Genomic DNA, 20,939 nt, shown 5'->3' on the forward strand with positions numbered 1-20,939 from the left:
TCCTACTTTCCAGCCGCATCGGCGGCGGTTATCGAATAGCGGTTTTCCGTCGGCGCCAAGCCCAGCACGTCGCGGAAGGTGCCGTCCTGGATGGGTGCCCGCAAGGCGCCCCGCCTGCGCAGTTCCGGGAGGACAAGGCGCGAAAGCTCCTCGAGCTCCACGTCCACAACAGCCGGGTTGAGGCGAACGCCGTCGGCCTCGTTCAACAAGGCCTCAAGCAGATCGGTCAGGCCGGAGGCAGAACCAACAAAACGCGCATGCTCCGGCTCCGTTAAGGCGCGGGAACCCGCTGTCTCGCCGCGCGAGTCCAGGACGACGTCGAGCTCAGCAACAACCGCCACCGACGCACCGAGCCGGGCACGCACGTCCCGGACCTCGGCGGCAAGCAACTCCGGCGTGGGCGCGGAAACCAGTACAGCGTCCACGGCCTCGACCGGAACCAAGCCCTCCCCCACCAGGGATGCCGCCGCCAGCACAGGCAACTGCCCCTGGAGCGGCCGCGGGATGATGGAGGGGCCCTTCACGGAATAGGGTGTGCCCCTGAAGTCGGCAGGCGTTTCGAAGTCGACGTAGTGCAGCTTGTCGACGTCGATGTATCGGCCCGTGGCGACATCGCGGATCACGGCGTCGTCCTCCCATGAGTCCCACAGGCGACGCCCGACCTCAATAGACGCGGCGGCCTCCTGGGCCAGCGCCTTACCGCTAACGAAGGAACGCCCGACGGCGGCAGCGCCCTCCGGTGACTCTGCTGCTGTCGCGATCCACCCGGCGCGCCCTCCGGACACGTAGTCCAGGCTCGCGAGCTGCGTGGAGATGTGGAACGGCTCCGTGTATACGGTGTCCACTTCCGGAACCACCGCGATGGCCCGGGTCGCCGGTCCGGCAAACGCAGCGCGTTGCAGGGCGTTCACCCGGCCGTCCCGGGGCGAGTCCTTGAAAGTTGCCACATGGAAGCCGGCGGATTCTGCGGCGAGGACGGCGGCGGAGAGGTTCTCATACCCCGCTCCGTCGAGCTCAATGGCCAGGAACCCGGCTGTGTTGTTGTTGCTGCTCACTTCTGGTCCTGACGTTCGTAGGGGATCTTTTCGCCGGCTTCGATAGCCACTGGAAGCCGGTTTTCGGCGGGCGGCAGCGGGCAGGTCGCGAGGTCGGTGTAGGCGCACGGGAGGTTCACGGCCCGGTTGAAGTCGAGCTGGACCGTTCCGTCGGCGGCCGGGACTACGGATAGTGAGCGGTTGGCTGCGTAGGTGGTCTTACCGGAGGTCTGGTCGGTGAACAGCACGGACAGCGAGCCCGGCGCGTAACCGTTGAACGCGGTCAGCGCCAACTCCTTTCCGGCCAGCTTGAAGCGGATCTCGCCTGGAGCTTCGTACACATGCTGGATACCTTCCACCGCGGCACCCACCGTGGTGGCGCGCGGTGTCTCGAACGGCACGAACCTACCGGCAACGGCAAACGCGGCGTTGGGCGTGTATGCGGGCGTTCCCTGGTACTGCTTCAGCAGCTGGTTTTCGGGGTTCCGCGGCCGCACAATGTACTCGCCGCCCCGCTTGGCAACCTCGATCACGGTATCGCCGGAGACCAGGTTGATCCCGCCGCGTTCCTCGATGGGACCCAGCTCCAGCGACTTGCCTGCGTCTGAGTTCAGTTCCACCCCGTCCTGCAGGAGGCTCTCGCCCGGTTCCAGGACAACCCGTACGACGTCGTCATCCGCACTCCAGGTGCCCGGCGCACCTTCCAGCCGGGTCGCCTCGCTGCTGAGCCAGTGCAGGTGGGTCACTGCGAGGAAGCCGTGCGGGTGGGCACGGTTGCGCTCATGGGCAGCGTGCCATTCCAGCCATTCCTCGTCGAAGGCTTCCAGCGTGGTTGCGGCGTGTGTAGCGCTATTAGTGTGCAAAGACATGGGCGTTATCCGTCCTGTTGAAGGCGTGGTCGGCGGTGACTGTTGCTGCGGCGTCAGGTTCGGTGGCTCCGGCAAATTCCGGCCTGCCACCGAAAGGATCCCCCGCTTCCCACAGAGTGGTGGGGGCTGCGGCGCGGACGGCCGGGATGACCTCCGATGCAAAGCGCTCCAGGATGTCGAGTTGTTGTTCGAACGGCAGTGTGGTGGGCAGGGAAATTGACTGGAGATCGTGGCTATACAGGGAGTGGTAGCTGAGGATCTTGTCAATCACTTGTTCGGGGCTGCCCACCAACGCCGGGCCCTGGGCGACTGCGTGCTGGATATCCCGGAAAGGCGAGTTGTTACCTGGAACGTTGCGGCCGGCGGTCAGGGCCTCATACACGGGACCGTACTGCCGGATGGCTTCCTGGGTAGTGTCCGCGATGAACACTCCGCCTGCTCCGCTGCCCGAGCCGATGTACTGGTGCCGTGGATCATGGCCGTGACGCTCGTACTCTTCCCGGTAGTGGTCGATCAGGACCTTGTAGTTTTCCCGCGGTTGGATGGCGTTGGCCGTGAACAACGGATCGCCCCATTTGGCGGCGAGCGCAGCCGACGTGAGGGTTGTAGCCGAACCGTGCCAAATCCGGGGCGACCCGGCAAAGGGCCGCGGCGTCGTCGTCGTAGGTTCGGTGAGGGCGGGCCGGAAGCGCCCGGACCATGTGACACTTTCCTTGCGCCACAGCGTCCGCAACAAGGCGTACTTTTCAGCCAGGAGCTCCCATTGATCGTCCAAGGACAGGCCGAACAACGGGTATTGCAGGACCTCGTTGCCCTTGCCGATCACCAATTCCAGGCGTCCGCGGCTCAGCTGGTCGATCGTGGCGTAGTCCTCGGCCACCCGAACCGGGTCCAGCACGGACAGCACGGTGACCCCGGTCTGGAGGCGGATGCGGCTGGTGACAGCGGCGATGGCGGCGAGGACCGTCGTCGGGGATGAGGAGACGAACTCACCGGCGTGGCGTTCACCAACTGAGAAGCTGTCGAAGCCGAGCTCCTCCGCGCGGCGGGCCGTCGCCACTACCTGGTTGAGCCGATCAGCAGTGGAGACCCTCTCCCCCGTCACCGGATTCTTCAGGTGCGGAATGATGTCAAGGACCTGGAACTTCACTTGCCCGCTCCGAAGCTTGCTTCTGTGACGGTCTTGGATTCCGGCACAGCTTCTTCGGAAAGGCCCCAGCGTTCCAGGACCTTGCCGTAGGAGCCGTCCTTGATGGTGGAGTTCAGGGCGTCCGTGATGGCAGGAGCCAAGCCGTTGCCCTTCAGCGTGGTCGCTGCTACCAGCGTTTCAGACGGCCACCCTGCGTTGACCTTGCCCACTACCTTCAGGTCGTCCCGGGTGTTTTCGCGGTACGTCACCGACGGGTAGGGCGCCAGGTTCAGGTCCGTGCGGCCCGAGGAGAGCGCAAGGATGGTGTCGGCGTCGGAGGAGTAGTACTGGAGTGTGGCGGGCGCCTTTCCTTTCGCCTCAAGTTCCTTGTTCCACGCCAGCAGGATCTTCTCCTGGTTGGTGCCCGAGCCCACGGAGACTTTCAAGCCAGTGATGTCGTCCGGGCCCTTGATGTCGTAGCTGGCGCTCTTTTTGGCTTCGAAGCCCATGTACGCAGCGCGGTACGTGGAGAAATCGAAGAGTTTCACCCGTGCTGCGTTGATGCCCACGTTGGAGAAGACAGCTTCGAAGTCACCCGACTGGGTCTTCAGCGGCCAGTTCTCCCACGATGTCACTTGAAGGTCCAGGGCGAGGCCGAGTTTGTCGGCCACGAGCTGGGCGATGTCCACCTCAACGCCGATCGGCGTCTTGTCGTCCGTGGCATGGAAGGACAGCGGAATAGCGCCGGCGGTTGTCGCGACGGTCAGCTTGCCGTCCTTGGAGATGACCGCGGGAACCTTGGCCGCGGCGGCTGCGTCCTTCTCATCGCGGATACGGTTCTGGTTTACGGAGGTGTTGTACACCACGCCGTTCTTCGCCGCTTCGGATGCCGGTTTGGCGGCCGACGCACCGGGATCGGAGCACCCCGCCAGTGCAGCGACTACGACGGCGGGAAGAACAGCAAGTGCCGCGAGCCTGGTTTTGCGTGCTGCGGCGGAACTGGTTTTGCGTGCTGCGGCGGAACTGCGGGTGATGCGAAGCATGGAGGGTGTCCTAGATGTTGAAAGCCGGTTCGATGACTTTGGAGAAGAAGCTGCGGGTACGTTCCTCGCGAGGGTTGGTGAAGATCTCCTGCGGTGTGCCGGACTCGACAACCAACCCGTCGTCCATGAAGACCACGGTGTCCGCGACATCCCGGGCGAACCCCATCTCGTGGGTAACCACGATCAATGTGGTGCCGGACTTGGCGAGTTCCCGGATGACGTCCAGGACCTCGTTGACAAGTTCAGGGTCCAGCGCCGAGGTTGGCTCATCGAAGAGCAGGATCTTGGGATTGAGGGCGAGCGCCCGGGCAATCGCAACACGTTGCTGCTGGCCCCCCGAGAGCTGGCGGGGGTAGGCCTGTGCACGGTCTTTGAGACCCACCCGGTCCAGCAGTTCCAGTCCCCGCTTGCGTGCCTCCGCTTTGGAACGTCCCTGCGCCACGATGGGCGCTTCGATGACGTTCTCCAGCGCGGTGAGGTGCGGGAACAGGTTGAAGTTTTGGAACACCATGCCAATGTTGGTGCGCTGCTTGAGGATGTCTTTTTCGCGCAGCTCATGCAGCTTGTTTCCACGGACTTCGTAGCCCACCAGGTCGCCGTCGATAGTGATATAGCCGCCGTCCACCTTTTCCAGGTGGTTGATGGTCCGCAGCAGGGTGGACTTGCCCGAGCCGGAGGGGCCGACGATCACTGCAACGCCGCCGGGCGGCACGGACAGGGATACGCCTTTGAGGACTTCGGTTGCACCGAAGGACTTCCTTACGTTGGTGATATCGACCTGGCCGCGGGAGGCTGTCCTGGAACCGACCAGCGGCGGAGCCACGTGGCCGGCACCTGCCGAAGCGGCCGCCGTCGTCGATTCTTTGCGTGCAGCGGTGATGCTCATCGGGCGTCCTTCGTGGGAGAAGCGGCAACGTGGGTGGCGAAGAATTTACGGGCCTTCTGCAGCGGCGTGAGTGGCAGGTTCCGCAAAGCGCCCTTGGAGAAATGGCGCTCGATGTAGTACTGGAAGACGCTGAGCACCGAGGTGATCACCACGTACCAGAGCGTGGCAACGAGCAGGAGCGGCAACACTTGCTGCGTCCGGTTGTAGATGACCTGGACGGTGTAGAAGAGCTCGGAGTAGGCCAGCACGTAAACGATCGAGGTGCCCTTGACCAGGCCGATGATCTCGTTGAAAGCGTTGGGCAAGATAGCGCGCATGGCTTGTGGGAGCACGATCCTGGTGGAGCGTTTCCAGGCTGGAATACCCAGGGCGGATGCGGCTTCCAACTGGCCCTGGTCCACCGAAAGGATGCCGCCACGGATGATCTCCGCGGAGTACGCTGCCTGATTCAGGGTAAGTCCCAAGACCGCGGCGGCGAACTGGCTGATCAGCGTGGTGGTCTGCGCCTCGAAGAAGCGAACGTCCGTGAACGGTATGCCCACGCTGACTTTCTCGTAAAGATAGCCAAGGTTGTACCAGAGCAGGAGCTGGACCAGCAGCGGCGTGGAGCGGAAGATCCAGGAGAACGTCCAGGACACCGAGACCAACAGCGGAGACGCGGATAGGCGCATGAGGGCCAGGATGAACCCGAGCACAAAGCCAAGGACACCGGAAATTGCCGTGAGCTTGAGGGTTTCGATCAGCCCGTTGACTACGGACTGCGCGGTGAACCATTCGGCCACCACGCCCCACTCCCAGCGGGGATTGGTCACCAAGGACCACGCGATGGCGGCGACGCCGGCAGCCACCAGCACGGTGCCAACCCAACGCCATGGACGCCGGGCGGCGACCAGCTTGTACTCGGAGTAATCCGGGGTGGGCGGTGCAGTGTCCGCCGTGGCAGGCGATGCTAGTGCACTCATGCGCCACCTCATTTCAGATCGGTTGTTCACTATCGGATGGCTGCCAATCTAGGGCCGCAGGAAAGCGCCCAGCAAGGCGGGAATTTGCACTTCTTCACCGGACTTAGCGGGACTTCTTGAAGCTTCCCGGGACGTCACACTTCGCTCTGCAGGCCGCTGATTGCGTCCCTTTTTTGCGCTCATTGACGCGGCATGACGCGCAGTTAACGGCAGTTACCAGCTCCTCGACCAGCCCGCCCCATCCTCCTTAGATTGGGTGCACCACCCTCCCTTGCCAGGCCGTTCAGGAGATCCCATGACGTCACGAGTTCCCGCCATCGCCTTCATCGGCGGCGGCCCGCGTACGGCTGGAGTCCTCGAAAGGCTTGCCGCCAACCGTCCGTCGTTGTTCGGCGGTCCCTTGCACGTCCACGTCATCGAACCCCACCAGCCGGGGTCCGGGAGGATCTGGCGCTATGACCAGAGCCCGGGCCTGCTGCTGAACTCCACCGCGGCTGACGTCACCATGTTCACGGACGGTTCGGTGGTTTGCGACGGTCCCGCAGTGGACGGGCCGGGGCTTTCCACGTGGGCCGCGGGCGTGCTGGACGGCAGCATCCGGGACGTTCCGGTGCTGGAGCCGCATATGCTCGAGCAGCTTCGCGCCCTCACACCCGCTTCCTTTCCTACGCGGCAGCTTCAGAGTAAGTACTTGGAGTGGTTCTTCCGCCGCGCCGTTTCTGCTCTGGGCACGGACGTCACAGTCACCGTGCATCGCGACACCGCCACCGCCGTTTCGCCTGCTTCAGCCTCGTCCGGCACCCATGACGGGCACGACGACGGCACGCACCGCATCCGGTTGGCACCAGGCGCGGAGGTGGTTGCCGACGTCGTGGTTTACGCACTGGGCCACACCGATTCCCTGCCGGATGACGAGTCTGCCGGGCTCAGCGATTTCGCCGCCCGGCACGGCGGGTTCCATGCACCGCCGTCGTACACCACGGACGTGGACTACTCCGCTATTGGGGCCGGCCAGGACGTGATCGTCTCCGGCATGGGCCTGGCGTTCGTGGATCTTTTGGTGCTGCTGTTCGAGGGCCGCGGTAGCCGCTTTGAAGAAGGGCACGACGGCGAACTCACCTACCTGCCATCCGGAGCCGAACCGCGGGTCTGGGCAGGGTCACGACGAGGCGTGCCGTACCACTCCAAGATTTCCTCCACACTCCGCGGTGAGCCAGCCGACCGGCCCCGGTACTTTACGGCATCCGCCATAGAATCTTTGCTCGGCTCACATTCGGAACTCGACTTCCGCGCGCATTTGTGGCCGTTGATCGCCAAGGACGCGGGCTACGCCTATTACCGCGAGCTCTTCACCGGCCATCCCTCCCGGGTACGTGGTACATGGGCCAGTTTCGAGGCCCGGTTCGATGCCCTGGACTGGTACAGCCCCGGCCGCGAAGACCTGGTGGCCGCGTCTGTGCCTGATCCGGCATCGTGGCTGGACCTGGAAAGGCTGGACCACCCGTTGAGCGGTTGCGCTTTCGCTGATCACGGCGCCGTGCAGCGATCCGTGTCTGCCTATATCCAGCGTGATCTGGACTTGCGTACCAGCCCGGAGCACTCCGAAACTTTGGCGTTGTTCACTGCGCTCCTGTTTGTCTATATGGATCTGGGCCGCCTGGTTCCGCAGGAGCGGTTGAATGCCCGCTCCCAACAGGCGATCCATGGTTGGTGGCACGGCTTTTTCAGCTTTGTTGATTCCGGTCCCCCGGCGCACCGGCTCCGCGAGATGCTCGCGCTTCAGCGTGCCGGTTTCCTGAAATTCCTTGGGCCGGGCGTGTGGGTGCGCGCGGACGAATCGGCTGGACGGTTTGTGGCGGGTTCGTTCCAGTCACCTGTTGTTGTGGACGCCGCAGCATACATTGAGGCCCGGTTGCCTTCGGCCTCCGTGGAGCGCTCCGCGAACCCTGCGTTGACCGATCTACACGACGCCGGACGAGGTACGGAACAGAGACTGCTCACCTCCGAGGGGACCCATTCCACTGGCAAACTTCTGGTCTCCGGGAATCACGAGGTCCTCTCCCCGGTTGGGACACCACAGAAGGGTTTGTTCGCGGTCGGTCCGTGGACGTCCGGTTGGGGCGCGGGAGCTTTCGCCCGTCCCAATACCAATGCTGCCCCCTTCCGGGAAAATGATGCTTTGGCCCGCCGGATCCTGTCCACCATCGCCGCGGGTGCCGCATCCCGAGTCCCAGCAACCCAACTCAGGGGCGCAACCACGAAAGGTTTGATATGACCACGACGCCTACCGTGCCGCCGTCGGGCCTTACCGTCCTCAGCCTGCCCATGGGCGACCCCCGCGTCCGGCCGCTCCTGGATGAACTCGCCGTTGAATACGCAACACGATACGGAGATTTTTTCAGCAGCGGGGGCGCGGCCGAGGAAATGAACAGGTACCCCGCCGAGGAGTTTGAGGCCCCACATGGTGCGCTGATCATCATCCAGGAGGAGGGTGAATCGGTGGCCGGGGGCGCGTTCCGCCGCTACGACGAAGACACGGCGGAGCTCAAGCGGATCTGGACGCACTCGGCACACCGTCGCCGCGGGCTGGCTCGCCGCGTGCTGACAGAACTTGAGGACGAGGCGCGACGTCGCGGGTACCGGAAGCTGTACCTGACCACCGGTCCGCGCCAGCCCGAAGCCAAGAATCTGTACCTCTCCACCGGCTACCAAGCACTCTTCGACCTTGATGAGGACCCTGAGAAAATCATGCATCTGGCGTTCAGCAAGGATCTTGCACTGCCCAGCTAAGCTATGCCCATGGCCAACAAAACCACTGCTGAAAAACTCGCCACCATCCAGCAGGGGTACACCCTGCAAGGTGCCACCATTGAGCTGGGTGCCGCGATCGTGGACGACGTCGTCCACAAAGAAGCCCAGGTCCGGCTGCCCCTTGCCATGATGAACCGGCATGGCTTGGTGGCTGGCGCGACAGGCACAGGCAAGACGGTTACGCTGCACATGATGGCGGAACAGCTCTCGACGGCGGGTGTGCCGGTTTTCCTCGCGGACATCAAGGGTGATCTTTCCGGACTGGCGACGGCGGGGACCCCGAGTGAGAAGCTCACCGCGCGCACCGAATCCCTGGGCCAGCAGTGGCAAGCAAAGAACTTCCCTGTGGAGTTCCTTTCCCTTGGCGGCGACGGCAACGGAATCCCGGTCCGTGCCACCATTTCTTCGTTCGGGCCCATCCTGCTCTCGCGCATCATGGACCTCAACGACACCCAAGAGTCCAGCCTGCAGTTGATCTTCCACTTCGCGGACCAGCGACAACTCGAACTCGTAGACCTCAAGGACCTCCGCGCCGTCATCCAGTACCTCACCTCCGACGAGGGCAAGGCCGAACTGGAGAATCTGGGCGGACTCTCCAAGGCCACAGCCGGTGTGATCCTGCGTGAACTGGTCAATCTGGAAGCCCAGGGCATGGAGAAGTTCTTTGGTGAGCCGGAGTTCGATACCGCCGAGCTTCTGCGCACCGCGCCCGATGGCCGCGGCGTGGTCAGCTGCCTTGAGCTTCCCACCCTCCAGACCAAGCCGCTCCTGTTTTCCACCTTCCTCATGTGGCTGCTGGCGGACTTGTTCGAAGACCTCCCCGAAGCCGGCGACCTGGACAAGCCCAAACTCGTCTTTTTCCTCGACGAAGCCCATTTGCTGTTCAACGGCGCTTCCAAGGCGTTCCTCGAAGCCATCACCACCACGATCAGGCTCATCCGCTCCAAAGGCGTAGGCATCTTCTTCGTCACCCAAACACCCAAAGACGTACCGGCTGACGTTCTCGGGCAACTGGCCAACCGCGTGCAGCACGCACTCCGGGCCTTCACCCCAGAGGACGCCAAGGCGCTCAAAGCCACAGTCTCCACGTTCCCGGTCAGTGATTACGACCTCGAAAAAACCCTCACCTCGGCTGGCATCGGGGAGGCCGTCATCACAGTGATGAACGAGAAAGGCGCTCCCACTCCCGTGGCCCTGACGCGCCTGCGTGCCCCGGAATCTGTTATCGGACCCAGCGCAGATGACCTCGTCCGCAGTTCCGTGGCGGCATCCTCACTCCTGGCCAAGTACGGCACGGCAGTGGACAACGTCTCCGCCTACGAGAAGCTACGCGGTCAAGGTGCAGTGCCCACTGGCGACGCAGCCCCCGGGCAACCCCCGGTTCCGGCATCCGCCGAGCCCCTTCCGGCGCCCTCCGCACCCCTTCCGGCACCCATTCCCGAGCAGGCTTCGCCGCAGGAGGGCATGTTCGGTGACATTGCCGGCGCCCTCGGTGGTGTCTTGGGTGGAGGCCTGAAGAGCATGGCCCGTTCCATGGGCAATCAACTTGGCCGCGACCTCATGCGGGGCGTCTTCGGCACGTCCTCAAGGCGTCGCCGCTAGCCGTACTTTCCAGCCCGACGGCGGGTGGCGGCACTGCTTGCTGCCACCCGCCGTCGGGCTTCTCCACACGGTGGATAAAACCCGCCCTGACGTCATCCTGCGCCGTGGTTGCGCCCGCTGCAGGTAACGTAAAGGGCGTGCAGGTGAGCCAAGCGATAGTCAAGACCGCAGCCGGGTGGCTTCTCGGTCTGATGCTTGCTGTCGCCGGAGCCATAGTTTGCATCAATGTGGTCAGCTCGTCGGTGGCGAGCCCGCAACAGCCCGTCAAGGAATACCTTCAAGCCTTGCAGAGCGGCAAAGGCGAAGAAGCTTTGGGCCTCCTGCGGGCCAAAGTGCCGCCTGCAAACGCTGCGATGCTGGACGGAACTGCCCTGCAAACGGCCGCCTCCACATTGGCCGACATCAAGGTGGGCACCCCGCAGTCCCGTGACGGCAACCGGATGGCGGTTCCGGTCGACTACACCTTGGACGGCAAGCGGCTTCACACCGAGTTCCTGGTGGAACGGGTGGACACTCAATGGTTGTTCTTCGCGAAATGGGCGTTCGTCCCCACCACGCTGCCCACCATCGACGTCACGGTGGTCAACGCCAGCGAGGTAGCACTCAACGGGATGCCCGTGAACATGCCCAATGGCCGGAACACCTTCGCCGTCTTCTACCCGGGCAAGTACGAGGCCAGCCTTAACGGGACCTACTTCGAAGCGCCGCCGACGTCAGCCCTCGTTTCAACCCGCGATACTGCGCAGGCACCGCTGAACCTGCAAACCCGCTCCACCAAGGCCATGAACGACGCCGTCCAAGGCAAAGTCAAGGAGTTCCTGGACACCTGTGCCGCCCAGGCCACAGCGCAACAACGGCTTCAGCCCGACTGCCCGTTCTACCACGTGAGTAACGCCCGGGTAGTGGATGGAACCATCAAGTGGGCCATCACTGAGTACCCCAAGGTCACCATCGAACCGTTCAGTGGCAGATGGGTAGTGGCGCCGCTCAACGGCAAAGCCAAGCTAACCGCCCGCGAGATAGACCTGTTCACCGGGATCGCGCACGACCTCAGCGTGGAGCACGATTTCAGCTTCACCACGCAGCTGGATGTCTCAGGCGGCAAAGTGACCGTCACGCCGATGCTGACGTTCTAGATCGGTCCGCTCCGGGCACTTCGCCCCCTGATGCCTCGCTGTTAGTCCATGCCCCGAAGGTCCAGCACGAGCTCCGATTCGCCATCCGCCTGCAACACAACCGGGATGCCCCAGTCCTGCTGGTAGAGGTGGCAGGCTGCGTGATCCGGGATCTCGCCGTCTTCAGTCTCGGGTCCGTCGCAGGCAGCTGCGCGCGCGGTGATGTGAAGTATGCCTTCGGGAACATCGCTCGACAACTCGAGGGTGCGCAGCAGCCCCACCGACGTTCCGCCTCCGGAAACCAGGAGTTCGGCTGGCGTGGATGAGATTTTCAGCTGTGTGGGGTCACCCCAACGGTCATCCAGCTTCTGGCCTGTGGGGGCCTTGAAACGGACGGTCAATTCCAGCGCTCCTGGGGTCACCGGGCTCTTGGGCCGGTGCGTCTGCGATGCGCCCTCGTCAACCTGCTGGGCTTCCTTGGGGATCGGCACCAAAACCAGCTGGTGCTTGTTGGACTCCACCACAACAAGCAGCGGCTCGCTGCCCTCCACCTGAACCACGACGACGTCGCTGGGCTCCGCGAGACCCCGCGCCAAGGTCGAGACGGTCTTGGTGGTGGGGTCGTATCGACGTACGGCACCGTTATACGTGTCCGCGATGGCCACGGAGCCGTCCGGGAGAACCGTGACTCCGAGGGGGTGCTGTAGGCGGGCGTCATCAGCCGCGCCATCCCGGAAACCGAAGTCGAACAGGCCCTTACCCACTGCTGTCTCCACGGTCACCCCGGAATCGCCGATCACGAGGCGGCGCAACGAGGATGTTTCGGAGTCAGCCACCCAGATGTTGTCGTCGGCATCGATGGCCAAACCGGACGACTGGGCAAACCATGCTTCTTCGGCTTTGCCGTCCAAGAGGCCCTCCAAGCCTGAACCTGCCAGTATGGACACGCCATTGGTCAACGGATCGAAAGCAAAGATTTGGTGGGTTCCTGCCATGGCAATTACCACGCGCTGCAGCTTTTCGCTCCAGACCACGTCCCATGGCGAGGAGAGCGAGACGCCGGTACCACGGCCGAGCACCCCGACGTCGACGGCGTCGGCAGCGAAGTCTGCAGGGCCGCCGTCGTGGTGTTTGGACCAATCGCCCGCACCGGAGTCCGTCACGCGGGCCGGACCTGCGTCCAGCAACCGCTGAACACCGTTACCCGCCACGGTCTGAACGTAACCGGAGCTCAGGGTCACACCGCGGAGGCGGTGGTTGACGGTATCGGCCACGACGGCGTCGTAGCCGAGCTTCCACGCGAGTTCAGGCGGCAAGAGAGCCACGCCCTGGGGTTCGTTGAATTGTGCGATCTCCGCCTGGCCGTCCGCGTATCCCTTGGTACCCGACCCAATGACGCGTTCGACGGTTTCCAAATCGGGGCGCAACTCCACCAATCGGTGGTGGCCTGAGTCCACAACCAAGTAATTGCCGTTGGCAAGTTGGGTGGCCTTGCCGGGGAAGCGCAAAGTGCCCGACGTCGGCGCGGGCGCCACGTAGGGGCCGTCTCCACGGTGGAGGGTTCCCTTGGCTTCATGCTCGGCCACGAGTTCCTCAAGCAGGACGCCCAGGCCGCCAGCGTGGCCTTCACCGGAGAGGTGGGCAACGATGTAGCCCTCAGGGTCCACCACCACCAGGGTGGGCCAAGCGCGGGCTGTGTAAGCCTTCCACGTGGCCAACTCGGGGTCATCCAAAACCGGGTGGTGGATTTCGTAGCGCTCGACGGCTGACGCCAACGCCACGGGGTCCGCTTCGTGCTCGAACTTGGGCGAATGCACGCCCACTGTCACCAGGACGTCGGAGTACTTCTCCTCCAACGGGCGGAGCTCGTCGAGGACGTGAAGGCAGTTGATGCAGCAGAAAGTCCAGAAATCCAGCAGCACGATCTTGCCGCGAAGAGACTCAAGGTCCAAGGACTTGCCACCCGTGTTGAGCCATCCACGGCCCTCCAGTTCCGAGGCCCGGACCCGCAGTTGGGTGCGTACGGTATCGCTCATGAGCGTCCTTCCAGCTTGGTGTTTCGTTCGGGCTGACCCGTTGAGTCGTCTGTGGCTTCCGCGTTCGCTGAGTTACCGGGTGCGGTTCGGCTGGTCATTTTGGCATCGCGATCGGCCAGCCGGGCAAACATATCGTTGTAAGCACTGAGGTCGGCGTCATTATTCCTGTCAGCTGCACGGTCGACCCTGCGGGTTTCCCGTTCGTCCGAGCGGGACCACATGACCGCCACTCCGATAGCGACAAGAAGGGTGGGCACTTCACCAATGCCCCACGCCACGGCACCGCCGAGTTGTTGGTCGCCGATGGCCGACGCACCCCAGGTCCGGCCCAGGTTCCCGAAGTAGTCCGCTGCCAGCAAACCGGTGCCGCCCATGATCGCGACACCGAAGAAGGCGTGGAAGGCCATGGTGGCCAGCAAGAGCAGCAGGCGCATGGGGTACGGGGCACGCCGCGGCAAGGGATCGCTCCCGATCATGCTCAGTACAAAGATGTAACCCGTGAGGAGGAAGTGAAGGTTCATGAGCTCATGGCCCACATGTTGGCGCATCGCCAAGCCGAAGAGGTCCGAGTAATAGAACAAAACGATCGAGCCTGCGAAGTTCGCCGCAGCAAACAACGGGTGGGTCACCACTTGGGAGAACCGTGAATGAACGAAAAGCAGCAACCACTCCCGCAGGCCCCTGGAACCGTGCGTACCTTCGCCCCGGCTTGGAAGTGCACGCAGGGCGAGCGTCACGGGTGTGCCCAGCACCAAGAAGATGGGTGCCACCATGGTCAATGCCATGTGGTCCACCATGTGGGCCGAAAACAGTACCCGGCCATACACCGATGGAGGTCCGGAGGTGATGTAGGTGAGTGCCACCAGACCAATGAACCAGTTCACCGACCGGAACCAGGACCACTTGTCCCCACGTTTCCGGACCTTGGCGATGCCCATGATGTACGTCACGGCACCAAAGAGCGCCACAGCTACCCAGAGCCAATCAAGCCGCCATTCGGTCAACCAACGTACCGGAGTCAGCTCGGGCGGCAGCTCGTAGCCGGAAAGAATGAAGGCCGGGGAGGCATCCGCGGCGTATGTGGTGGGTTGCGGCGGGGCGGAGCGCCCTAGAGCGACCGCGAGTCCCGACGTCGCACCCATGACCAGCAGTTCAACCAAGACCAACTGCCACAGCACGCGGCGTGCGGAGAGTGAACCGCTTTTGCTGAGCTGGGGAATCACCCATTTCCGGTGCATGAAGCCGATACCGCCCAGCACCAGCGTGGCCAAGGTCTTGGCCACGATGATCTGGCCGTACGCGGAACCGAACAAGTCGCCAAAACTGGTGACCCGGATTGCCGCGTTGATGACGCCGGATCCAAACACCAGCACGAACGCAAAGCCGGCCAACGACGAGAACCGACGGAGCGTTTGGTCCGTGATATCCGTGGTCCCTTTGCTCTTGGACCCCGCGAGGAGACTGGACAGCACAGCGAGCATGATGATTCCGCCGACCCACGTGGAGACGCCGAGGAGGTGCAACCCCAAAGAGTTGATGGCCCCCTCGTGATCACTCGAACTCGAGGAGTGGCCAATGAGGGCCGTCGGAATCAGACCTATAAGCGCGAGGACCAACGTGAATGCCAGCCCGGTCAGTGACCGAACGCCAAACAGTGCAGTAGTGACCACGGCGGCAATGATGGTGACGGCGAGCCATGCTTTTCCGGTATCAATATCCGTCATGAAGTAGACCAGTGACCGCGTGAACTGCGCGTCCCCGGAGATACCCAAACCCGCCACGTCCGAGTAGGTTAGGACCAGAACCGCGACGGCAGATAGGGTCCATGCAGCGCCCGCGCCAGCCGCCACGGCGAGGGCCCGTGTGAACGCGGGATGCTCGGGGGCGTCAAGATCCTTTTCACGGGAGCGGGAGCCGCCGAGGTTCTTGGGGAGAATCCCAACGGCGAATAGTAGCCCTCCCACCACAGTGGCCAAGGACATGTCCTGGACCGCTTTGGCAATCGGAAGTCCCCAACGGACCAAAGCCCCGGGGTCTGAGACTTGGCGCGCCGCCGCTGCGCCCGAGAAGACGAGGGCCAGAGCCATGGCCACGAAGAGTACGGCCAAACCGGCAAGCTGCCAGGGAACCGAGATTCCCATCATGGCAGTACCTCCACGCCCTCCCGGCTTGGGGGCTGTGGAGGGGGCAGTTGCTGAATTTCTTGCTAGTGGCACTCATCCATTGTCCGCTACGTAGTGCCGGGCGGCGAATCGGGACGCCATTGGGGAGGGGTAGTGGCATTAACGGCAGAAGGGACGGCAACCAAGCCGGCCGCCGTCCCTTCCATGGCTTACGCCCAAAGGCAATTACTTCTTCTTGGCGACAGCAGCCTTCAGCTTGGAGCCAGCGGTCAGCTTGACGCTGTGGCCTGCGGCGATCTGGATGGTTTCGCCCGTCTGCGGGTTGCGGCCCGTGCGTGCGGCGCGGTCGGTGCGCTCAACGGCGAGCCAGCCCGGGATGGTGATCTTCTCGCCTGCGGCGACAGATGCCTCGAAGACCTCGAAGAGTGCATCGAGCACGGAGTTGACGGCTGCCTGGCTGGTGCCGGCCTTGCCTGCTACCTCTGAAACGAGTTCACTACGGTTCTTAGCCATTTACGTCCTCCTGGACTCATACGTTTTTGAACTTACAAGCGGACTGCGAGCAAGCCACTGTTCGAAAACTTACCAGCTTGGGCCCACATGGCCAGCCACTTCCGCGTGTTTCCGCGCTTTTTTGACGCAAATCACCGTTTTTTGGGGGTTTTTGGACCCTATTCATGCCGCTGGCGTATCGCTCGACGGCGGGCAAGCCCACCTTGGATTACCGGATCGGAAGGTTGGAGAAGCACCGCCGAACGGTAGCCGAAGCAGCCTTCGTCGTTTTCCTTGCCAAATGAGTTCGCGGGCAATAGAGTCCACTACTACTCCAGAGGGAATGCGCTCTCGTTGGATGCATGGAACAAAGCACGCACCTTACCGTGCCCCTAAGACGGGCGGGAAGGAGTGTTGGACGCCATGCCCGTTCGCAGCTGCTGCCTGAGCTACCGCGGCAGGCTCTGCGATTTCGATGAGTAGCGCTAAGGCGGTCCCCCATGCCAAAAGAGCAACGACTCCAAACACTAGCCCGCAACCCGAACCGCACGCCTGTCTATATCGCCTGGGAGCGGTTTGTGCACGGCGAAGACGACGTCGACGGCGTGAGGCCGGAAGTAGCGATCTCCTGGCAGCGGTCCCGGGATGTTTACCGCATCAACCCTTTTTTGTCCGAGGCACCCAATGCTGTCTCCCAATCCGCCAATTCCCTGGACCAGGACGCCGTCTTCGCGGAGTTGGGCTTCTGCGCAGCAGCAATGGCCCACGAGGTGGCCAGCGCCGGTGGGGTAGTCACCATCGCCGATGCCAACGGCAGGATCGTGGCCGCATGGGGCGACAAGACAACACGCTCTATTGCCACCGAGGGCGGCCTGGCGCCGTGGTACAGCTGGTCTGAGAGCGCAGTGGGGACGAACAGCATGGGCACCGCCCTGGCAACCAGGCGTGCAGTGATGATCAAGCAATCCGAGCACTGGCTCCAGGCCTTCCACAGTTGGTCCTGCGGGGCCATTGCAGTGCGTGAGGTAGTGAATGGTGAGCCGCTCGCCGTCCTGAATATCTCGTGTTGGGGTGGTGATCTTCCCCTATCAGCACGCAAATGGCTGGAGAGTTCCGCCGCTCACACCCAGAACAGTTTGCGCAGGCGCGGCCATGACGGCGGCACCGAATTGTTGGCTGCCTACACTCACGCCCGCGGTCGATCGACCCAACCGCTGGCCGCCGTCGACACGGCAGGTGCTGTGGTGATTGCCGACGACGCTGCCAGCATCATTCTTGGCGTCCCCGGCAACACCCCTGCCGTCGATCCTGTGCTTCGCTGGACCCCGCAACTCCCCCCTTTCATTCACGCCGCCCGCTATGCCACCAAACGGGCAAAGTCAGACCCGGGCTGGACTGGTTCAACCCAGATCTTCACTCCGATGGTCGACGAGCCGTCGTCAATCGGAATTCGGCCCGTTTTCCTCCATAGCAACCTGGTCGGACACCTGATTTCTTTCGGCGCCTTCGCTGGGGAGCAGTTTCCGCAGGCAGAAACAGGCGGGGTCCTTTTGGGGCAACAGTCCCGTCGCATCGTTGCCCTCCGGGAAGAAAACCGGATGGTGATGCTCGGAACATCAGAGGTCACGATGGCCGAAGCGGATGGCAACGAAGTGTGGTTGCACACAGATGAAGGCAAGCTGAAGGCTGCAATATCGGGTTTGGACAAATTTGAAAATGACTTATCCGATACCGGTTGTTTCCTGCGGGTACATAGGCAGTACCTGGTCAACCTAAGCCGCATCCGCGAAGTCGAAAAGCGGGAAAAAGGAGAACTGGTCCTGGTCATGAACGACCCGGGGAGCACCACGGTCCCGGTTTCCCGCCGCAACAGCCGGGCAGTACGCCACGCCTTGAATATTTGACGTCGTTTGGGGTGGCGAGCGGTCCGTCCGGGGTTGCAAGCGGCACTGTCCGGCAGTCCGGCGGTTGTCGCTGGCTGCCGGCCCGGAGCGGACATACGGTTGTCTCGCGCTTGCTCGGTTGAGCAAGCGGACCGCGTAGAAAGAGGCAGAACCAATGACCGCGGAAACCTTGGGCGCCAGCGGAGCGGCGACGCAAACGGGCGCCGCGGCGTCCCTGACCGCCGCCCGCCTTTCGGCCTTGCACGAGTCTTTCGCTGCAGACCCAGTCCTGAAGCAGAAACAAAACGCCATCGTCCGTGTCAGCGTTGACGAACTAGCCATCGACCACCAGCTGGCAACGTCACTTTCCACCACTGTCTCCCACCGCCTTGATGACTGGAAAGTCACCAACCAGAAGAAGTCAGGCCGCTGCTGGCTCTTTGCCGCCCTGAATCTGCTGCGATGCGGTGCCAAGGAGATCCTTGGGGTGAGGGACTTCGAGTTCTCCCAAAACTACGCGATGTATTTCGACAAGCTGGAGCGCGCCAACTACTTTCTGGCATCCATCCTGGATTCAGCGGAACGTGGCGAGGATGACCGTCTGGTCCAGTACCTCCTCCAGACGGTCATGGGCGACGGCGGCCAATGGAATATGGCGGTGAACATTTTCCAAAAGTATGGCGCGGTGCCTAAGTCCGCCATGCCGGAAACCGAGTCGTCCTCCAATACAGGCCGCATGAACTCCGTCCTGCGCTCCCTGTTGCGCCGCGGGGCCTTGGAGCTGCGCACGTTACACCGCGACGGCGATGCGGCCCGGTTGGAGGACGCGACGGCCCGCATCATGGCCGATGTCCACCGGGTCCTCACCCTCCACCTGGGCACCCCTCCAGCCACAGTTGACTGGGAATACACCGATGATGCCAAAGCTTTCCACCGCGTCGGCATTCTGACACCGCAACAATTTCTCTCGAGGTACACCACCATCGACCTCGACCAATACGTTTGCCTTGTCGATGACCCCAGGACAGAACATGCCAAGGGAAGCACACTCACCGTTGAGTACCTGGGCAATGTGCTTGGCGCTGAACAGGTGCTCTACCTCAACGTGGACATTGGACTGGCAAAGCAGTTGGCCAAGGAAGCCATCGTGGAGGGGGAACCGGTTTGGTTCGGGTGCGACGTCGGGCCGCATATGGTTCGCGGGGACGGCATCTGGGACGGGCACTTGTACGACTACGCCGGTCTTTATGCTGCCCAACTGGCGATGGATAAAGAGGCGCGTGTCCGCTGCGGTGAGTCCGCCATGACGCACGCGATGCTCCTCACCGGCGTGGACGTGCTCGACGGCGCCACGCGCCGCTGGCGGGTAGAGAACAGTTGGGGCGAGGAAGCCGGGGACAAAGGATTCTTCACCATGGCAGACAACTGGTTCGACGAGTACGTCTTTGAGGTCGTGGTCAACAAGTCACGCCTGTCACCAGAGCTTCAGCAGGCCTTGGCCGCCGAACCCATTGTGCTGCCGGCGTGGGACCCCATGGGGGCGTTGGCCTAGGAAGTGTCCCGGCCACCCTTAGGGGTAGTTTTTACCATCCTGAATCAGCGTTTCGCCCACCCCGAAATGGACAGACGATGAAAGCCGCAGTTCCCTATAGAAGGAAGAGAACATCATGAAGCTCCAAGTTGCCATGGACGTCCTGACTACCGAAGCGGCTTTGACGTTGGCCGGTCAGGTCGCGGAGTACGTTGACATCATTGAACTGGGCACGCCGTTGATCAAGGCCGCGGGGTTGTCCGCGGTGACCGCGGTCAAGGAAGCCCACCCGGACAAGATCGTGTTCGCGGACATGAAGACCATGGACGCCGGGGAGTTGGAGGCTGACATCGCCTTCACGGCCGGCGCTGACCTGGTCACCGTGCTCGGTACTGCCGATGATTCCACCATCGCCGGGGCCGTGAAGGCGGCCAAGGCCCATAACAAGGGCATCGTTGTGGACCTGATCGGGGTCGCGGATAAGGTGACCCGGGCCAAGGAAGCCCGTGCTCTGGGTGCGAAGTTCGTCGAGATGCACGCCGGGCTCGATGAGCAGGCCAAGCCCGGGTTCGATTTGAGCGGGCTGCTCCGGGCAGGGGCAGAGGCCCGTGTCCCGTTCTCGGTGGCCGGCGGAGTGAAGGTCGCTACCATCGGCGATGTCCAACAAGCAGGGGCCGAAGTCGCAGTCGCCGGCGGCGCCATCTACGGCGCAACCGACCCCGCCCAGGCAGCCAAAGAACTCCGCTCCGCCATCCTGTGGCGGCCCGTCATCTGAACTATCGCGACCGTCCCGTCCATTTCCAGTCAATAACGCTCAAGGGGTAACCCTTTGGAAAGGTGCCCGATGCTGCAAAGCTCAGATCTCTATCTTGAAAGGTGGATGGGCCGGGAGGCTCTCGCCGAGGCGATGATTCCCGTGATCGGCCGGTTGTACAGGGAAAACAACGTGGTGACCAGCATCCACGGCCGCAGCCTGATCAATAAGTCCACCATGGAGATCCTGAAGGCGCACCGCTTTGCGCGTCGCATCAGTAGGGATGAGTTGTTACCTGAAGAGACTGCTCCGTTGCTGAATGCCTTGGCTGAGCTGGACCTTGGCGCGGCGGCCATTGACATTGCACGTTTGACGGAGAAGTACCGGGTAGAAGGCAACGGCGCCTCGCTCGATGAGTATCTTCGTGATGAGCTTGCGGAGATTGTTGGGAAGCGCGGCGCTGATGACCGTACCAGCACCGACGTCGTGCTGTACGGTTTCGGGCGTATCGGGCGGTTGTTGGCCCGTATCCTGATCGAGAAGGCCGGCGGCGGGCACGGTCTGCGGCTCCGGGCGATCGTGGTCCGCAAGGGCGCCGAGAACGATCTGGTCAAGCGTGCCAGCCTGCTGCGCCGGGACTCCGTGCATGGTTCCTTCGAGGGCACCATC

Annotated in this window: 17 protein-coding genes; 8 read left to right on the forward strand and 9 right to left on the reverse strand. The window is 62.9% G+C overall.

Annotated features, from left to right (window positions below):
• Window positions 1-2 precede the first annotated feature (2 nt).
• Genes QRN42_RS04150 through QRN42_RS04175 form a run of 6 tightly spaced genes read right to left on the reverse strand, consistent with a single transcriptional unit; the run spans window position 3 to window position 5,923 of the window.
• On the reverse strand, window positions 3-1,055 hold the full coding sequence (locus tag QRN42_RS04150; RefSeq protein WP_284978221.1) for an LLM class flavin-dependent oxidoreductase: 1,053 nt from the start codon (window positions 1,053-1,055) through the stop codon (window positions 3-5).
• On the reverse strand, window positions 1,052-1,903 hold the full coding sequence (locus tag QRN42_RS04155) for a DUF1684 domain-containing protein (protein WP_284978222.1): 852 nt from the start codon (window positions 1,901-1,903) through the stop codon (window positions 1,052-1,054). The genes QRN42_RS04150 and QRN42_RS04155 overlap by 4 nt, the downstream gene beginning before the upstream one ends.
• Window positions 1,887-3,053 (reverse strand): LLM class flavin-dependent oxidoreductase, encoded by a 1,167-nt coding sequence (locus QRN42_RS04160; RefSeq protein ID WP_284978223.1) that lies wholly within the window; start codon window positions 3,051-3,053, stop codon window positions 1,887-1,889. The genes QRN42_RS04155 and QRN42_RS04160 overlap by 17 nt, the downstream gene beginning before the upstream one ends.
• On the reverse strand, window positions 3,050-4,075 hold the full coding sequence (locus tag QRN42_RS04165) for an ABC transporter substrate-binding protein (protein ID WP_284978224.1): 1,026 nt from the start codon (window positions 4,073-4,075) through the stop codon (window positions 3,050-3,052). The genes QRN42_RS04160 and QRN42_RS04165 overlap by 4 nt, the downstream gene beginning before the upstream one ends.
• A 10-nt stretch (window positions 4,076-4,085) precedes the next feature.
• Window positions 4,086-4,961 carry an amino acid ABC transporter ATP-binding protein gene (locus QRN42_RS04170; protein WP_284978225.1) on the reverse strand — a complete coding sequence of 292 codons (876 nt, stop codon included), beginning with the start codon at window positions 4,959-4,961 and terminating at the stop codon, window positions 4,086-4,088.
• Complete coding sequence (locus QRN42_RS04175; protein ID WP_284978226.1) at window positions 4,958-5,923, reverse strand: amino acid ABC transporter permease; 966 nt, start codon at window positions 5,921-5,923, stop codon at window positions 4,958-4,960. Before QRN42_RS04175 ends, QRN42_RS04170 begins: the two co-directional genes overlap by 4 nt.
• A gap of 295 nt (window positions 5,924-6,218) precedes the next feature.
• Here QRN42_RS04175 and QRN42_RS04180 point away from each other — a divergent pair, with 295 nt between their 5' ends.
• The 4 genes from QRN42_RS04180 to QRN42_RS04195 all read left to right on the forward strand — a co-directional run bounded on the left by QRN42_RS04180 (window position 6,219) and on the right by QRN42_RS04195 (window position 11,472).
• Entirely contained in the window at window positions 6,219-8,198 is a 1,980-nt protein-coding gene (locus QRN42_RS04180; RefSeq protein WP_284978227.1) for an FAD/NAD(P)-binding protein, read from the forward strand.
• Window positions 8,195-8,713, forward strand: coding sequence for a GNAT family N-acetyltransferase (locus QRN42_RS04185; RefSeq protein ID WP_284978228.1), 519 nt, complete (start codon window positions 8,195-8,197; stop codon window positions 8,711-8,713). Before QRN42_RS04180 ends, QRN42_RS04185 begins: the two co-directional genes overlap by 4 nt.
• Before the next feature lie 9 nt (window positions 8,714-8,722).
• On the forward strand, window positions 8,723-10,336 hold the full coding sequence (locus QRN42_RS04190) for a helicase HerA-like domain-containing protein (RefSeq protein ID WP_284978229.1): 1,614 nt from the start codon (window positions 8,723-8,725) through the stop codon (window positions 10,334-10,336).
• Between the two features lie 143 nt (window positions 10,337-10,479).
• Window positions 10,480-11,472, forward strand: a complete 993-nt coding sequence (locus tag QRN42_RS04195) for a hypothetical protein (protein ID WP_284978230.1) — start codon at window positions 10,480-10,482, stop codon at window positions 11,470-11,472.
• Window positions 11,473-11,513: 41 nt separating this feature from the next.
• Here the strand turns inward: QRN42_RS04195 and QRN42_RS04200 are convergent, their stop codons facing one another.
• The 3 genes from QRN42_RS04200 to QRN42_RS04210 form a co-directional block, all read right to left on the reverse strand.
• Entirely contained in the window at window positions 11,514-13,487 is a 1,974-nt protein-coding gene (locus QRN42_RS04200; RefSeq protein ID WP_284978231.1) for an NHL domain-containing thioredoxin family protein, read from the reverse strand.
• Window positions 13,484-15,631, reverse strand: coding sequence for a bifunctional copper resistance protein CopD/cytochrome c oxidase assembly protein (locus tag QRN42_RS04205; RefSeq protein ID WP_284978232.1), 2,148 nt, complete (start codon window positions 15,629-15,631; stop codon window positions 13,484-13,486). The genes QRN42_RS04200 and QRN42_RS04205 overlap by 4 nt, the downstream gene beginning before the upstream one ends.
• Window positions 15,632-15,835: 204 nt before the next feature.
• Window positions 15,836-16,123, reverse strand: a complete 288-nt coding sequence (locus QRN42_RS04210) for an HU family DNA-binding protein (protein WP_284976225.1) — start codon at window positions 16,121-16,123, stop codon at window positions 15,836-15,838.
• Between the two features lie 479 nt (window positions 16,124-16,602).
• On the opposite strand from QRN42_RS04210, the gene QRN42_RS04215 reads away from it, so the two are divergent.
• The 4 genes from QRN42_RS04215 to QRN42_RS04230 form a co-directional block, all read left to right on the forward strand.
• Complete coding sequence (locus QRN42_RS04215; protein ID WP_284978233.1) at window positions 16,603-18,006, forward strand: DNA-binding protein; 1,404 nt, start codon at window positions 16,603-16,605, stop codon at window positions 18,004-18,006.
• A 154-nt stretch (window positions 18,007-18,160) separates the two neighbouring features.
• A complete protein-coding gene (locus QRN42_RS04220; protein WP_284978234.1) occupies window positions 18,161-19,537 on the forward strand; it encodes a C1 family peptidase in 1,377 nt (458 codons plus the stop codon).
• Window positions 19,538-19,652: 115 nt separating this feature from the next.
• Complete coding sequence (gene hxlA / locus QRN42_RS04225) at window positions 19,653-20,291, forward strand: 3-hexulose-6-phosphate synthase (protein ID WP_284978235.1); 639 nt, start codon at window positions 19,653-19,655, stop codon at window positions 20,289-20,291.
• 105 nt (window positions 20,292-20,396) lie between these two features.
• A partial coding sequence (locus QRN42_RS04230; protein ID WP_284978243.1) for a glyceraldehyde 3-phosphate dehydrogenase NAD-binding domain-containing protein occupies window positions 20,397-20,939 on the forward strand: 543 nt, incomplete at its 3' end.

This window comes from Arthrobacter sp. fls2-241-R2A-200 (genome assembly GCF_030209745.1).
Lineage (GTDB): Bacteria > Actinomycetota > Actinomycetes > Actinomycetales > Micrococcaceae > Arthrobacter.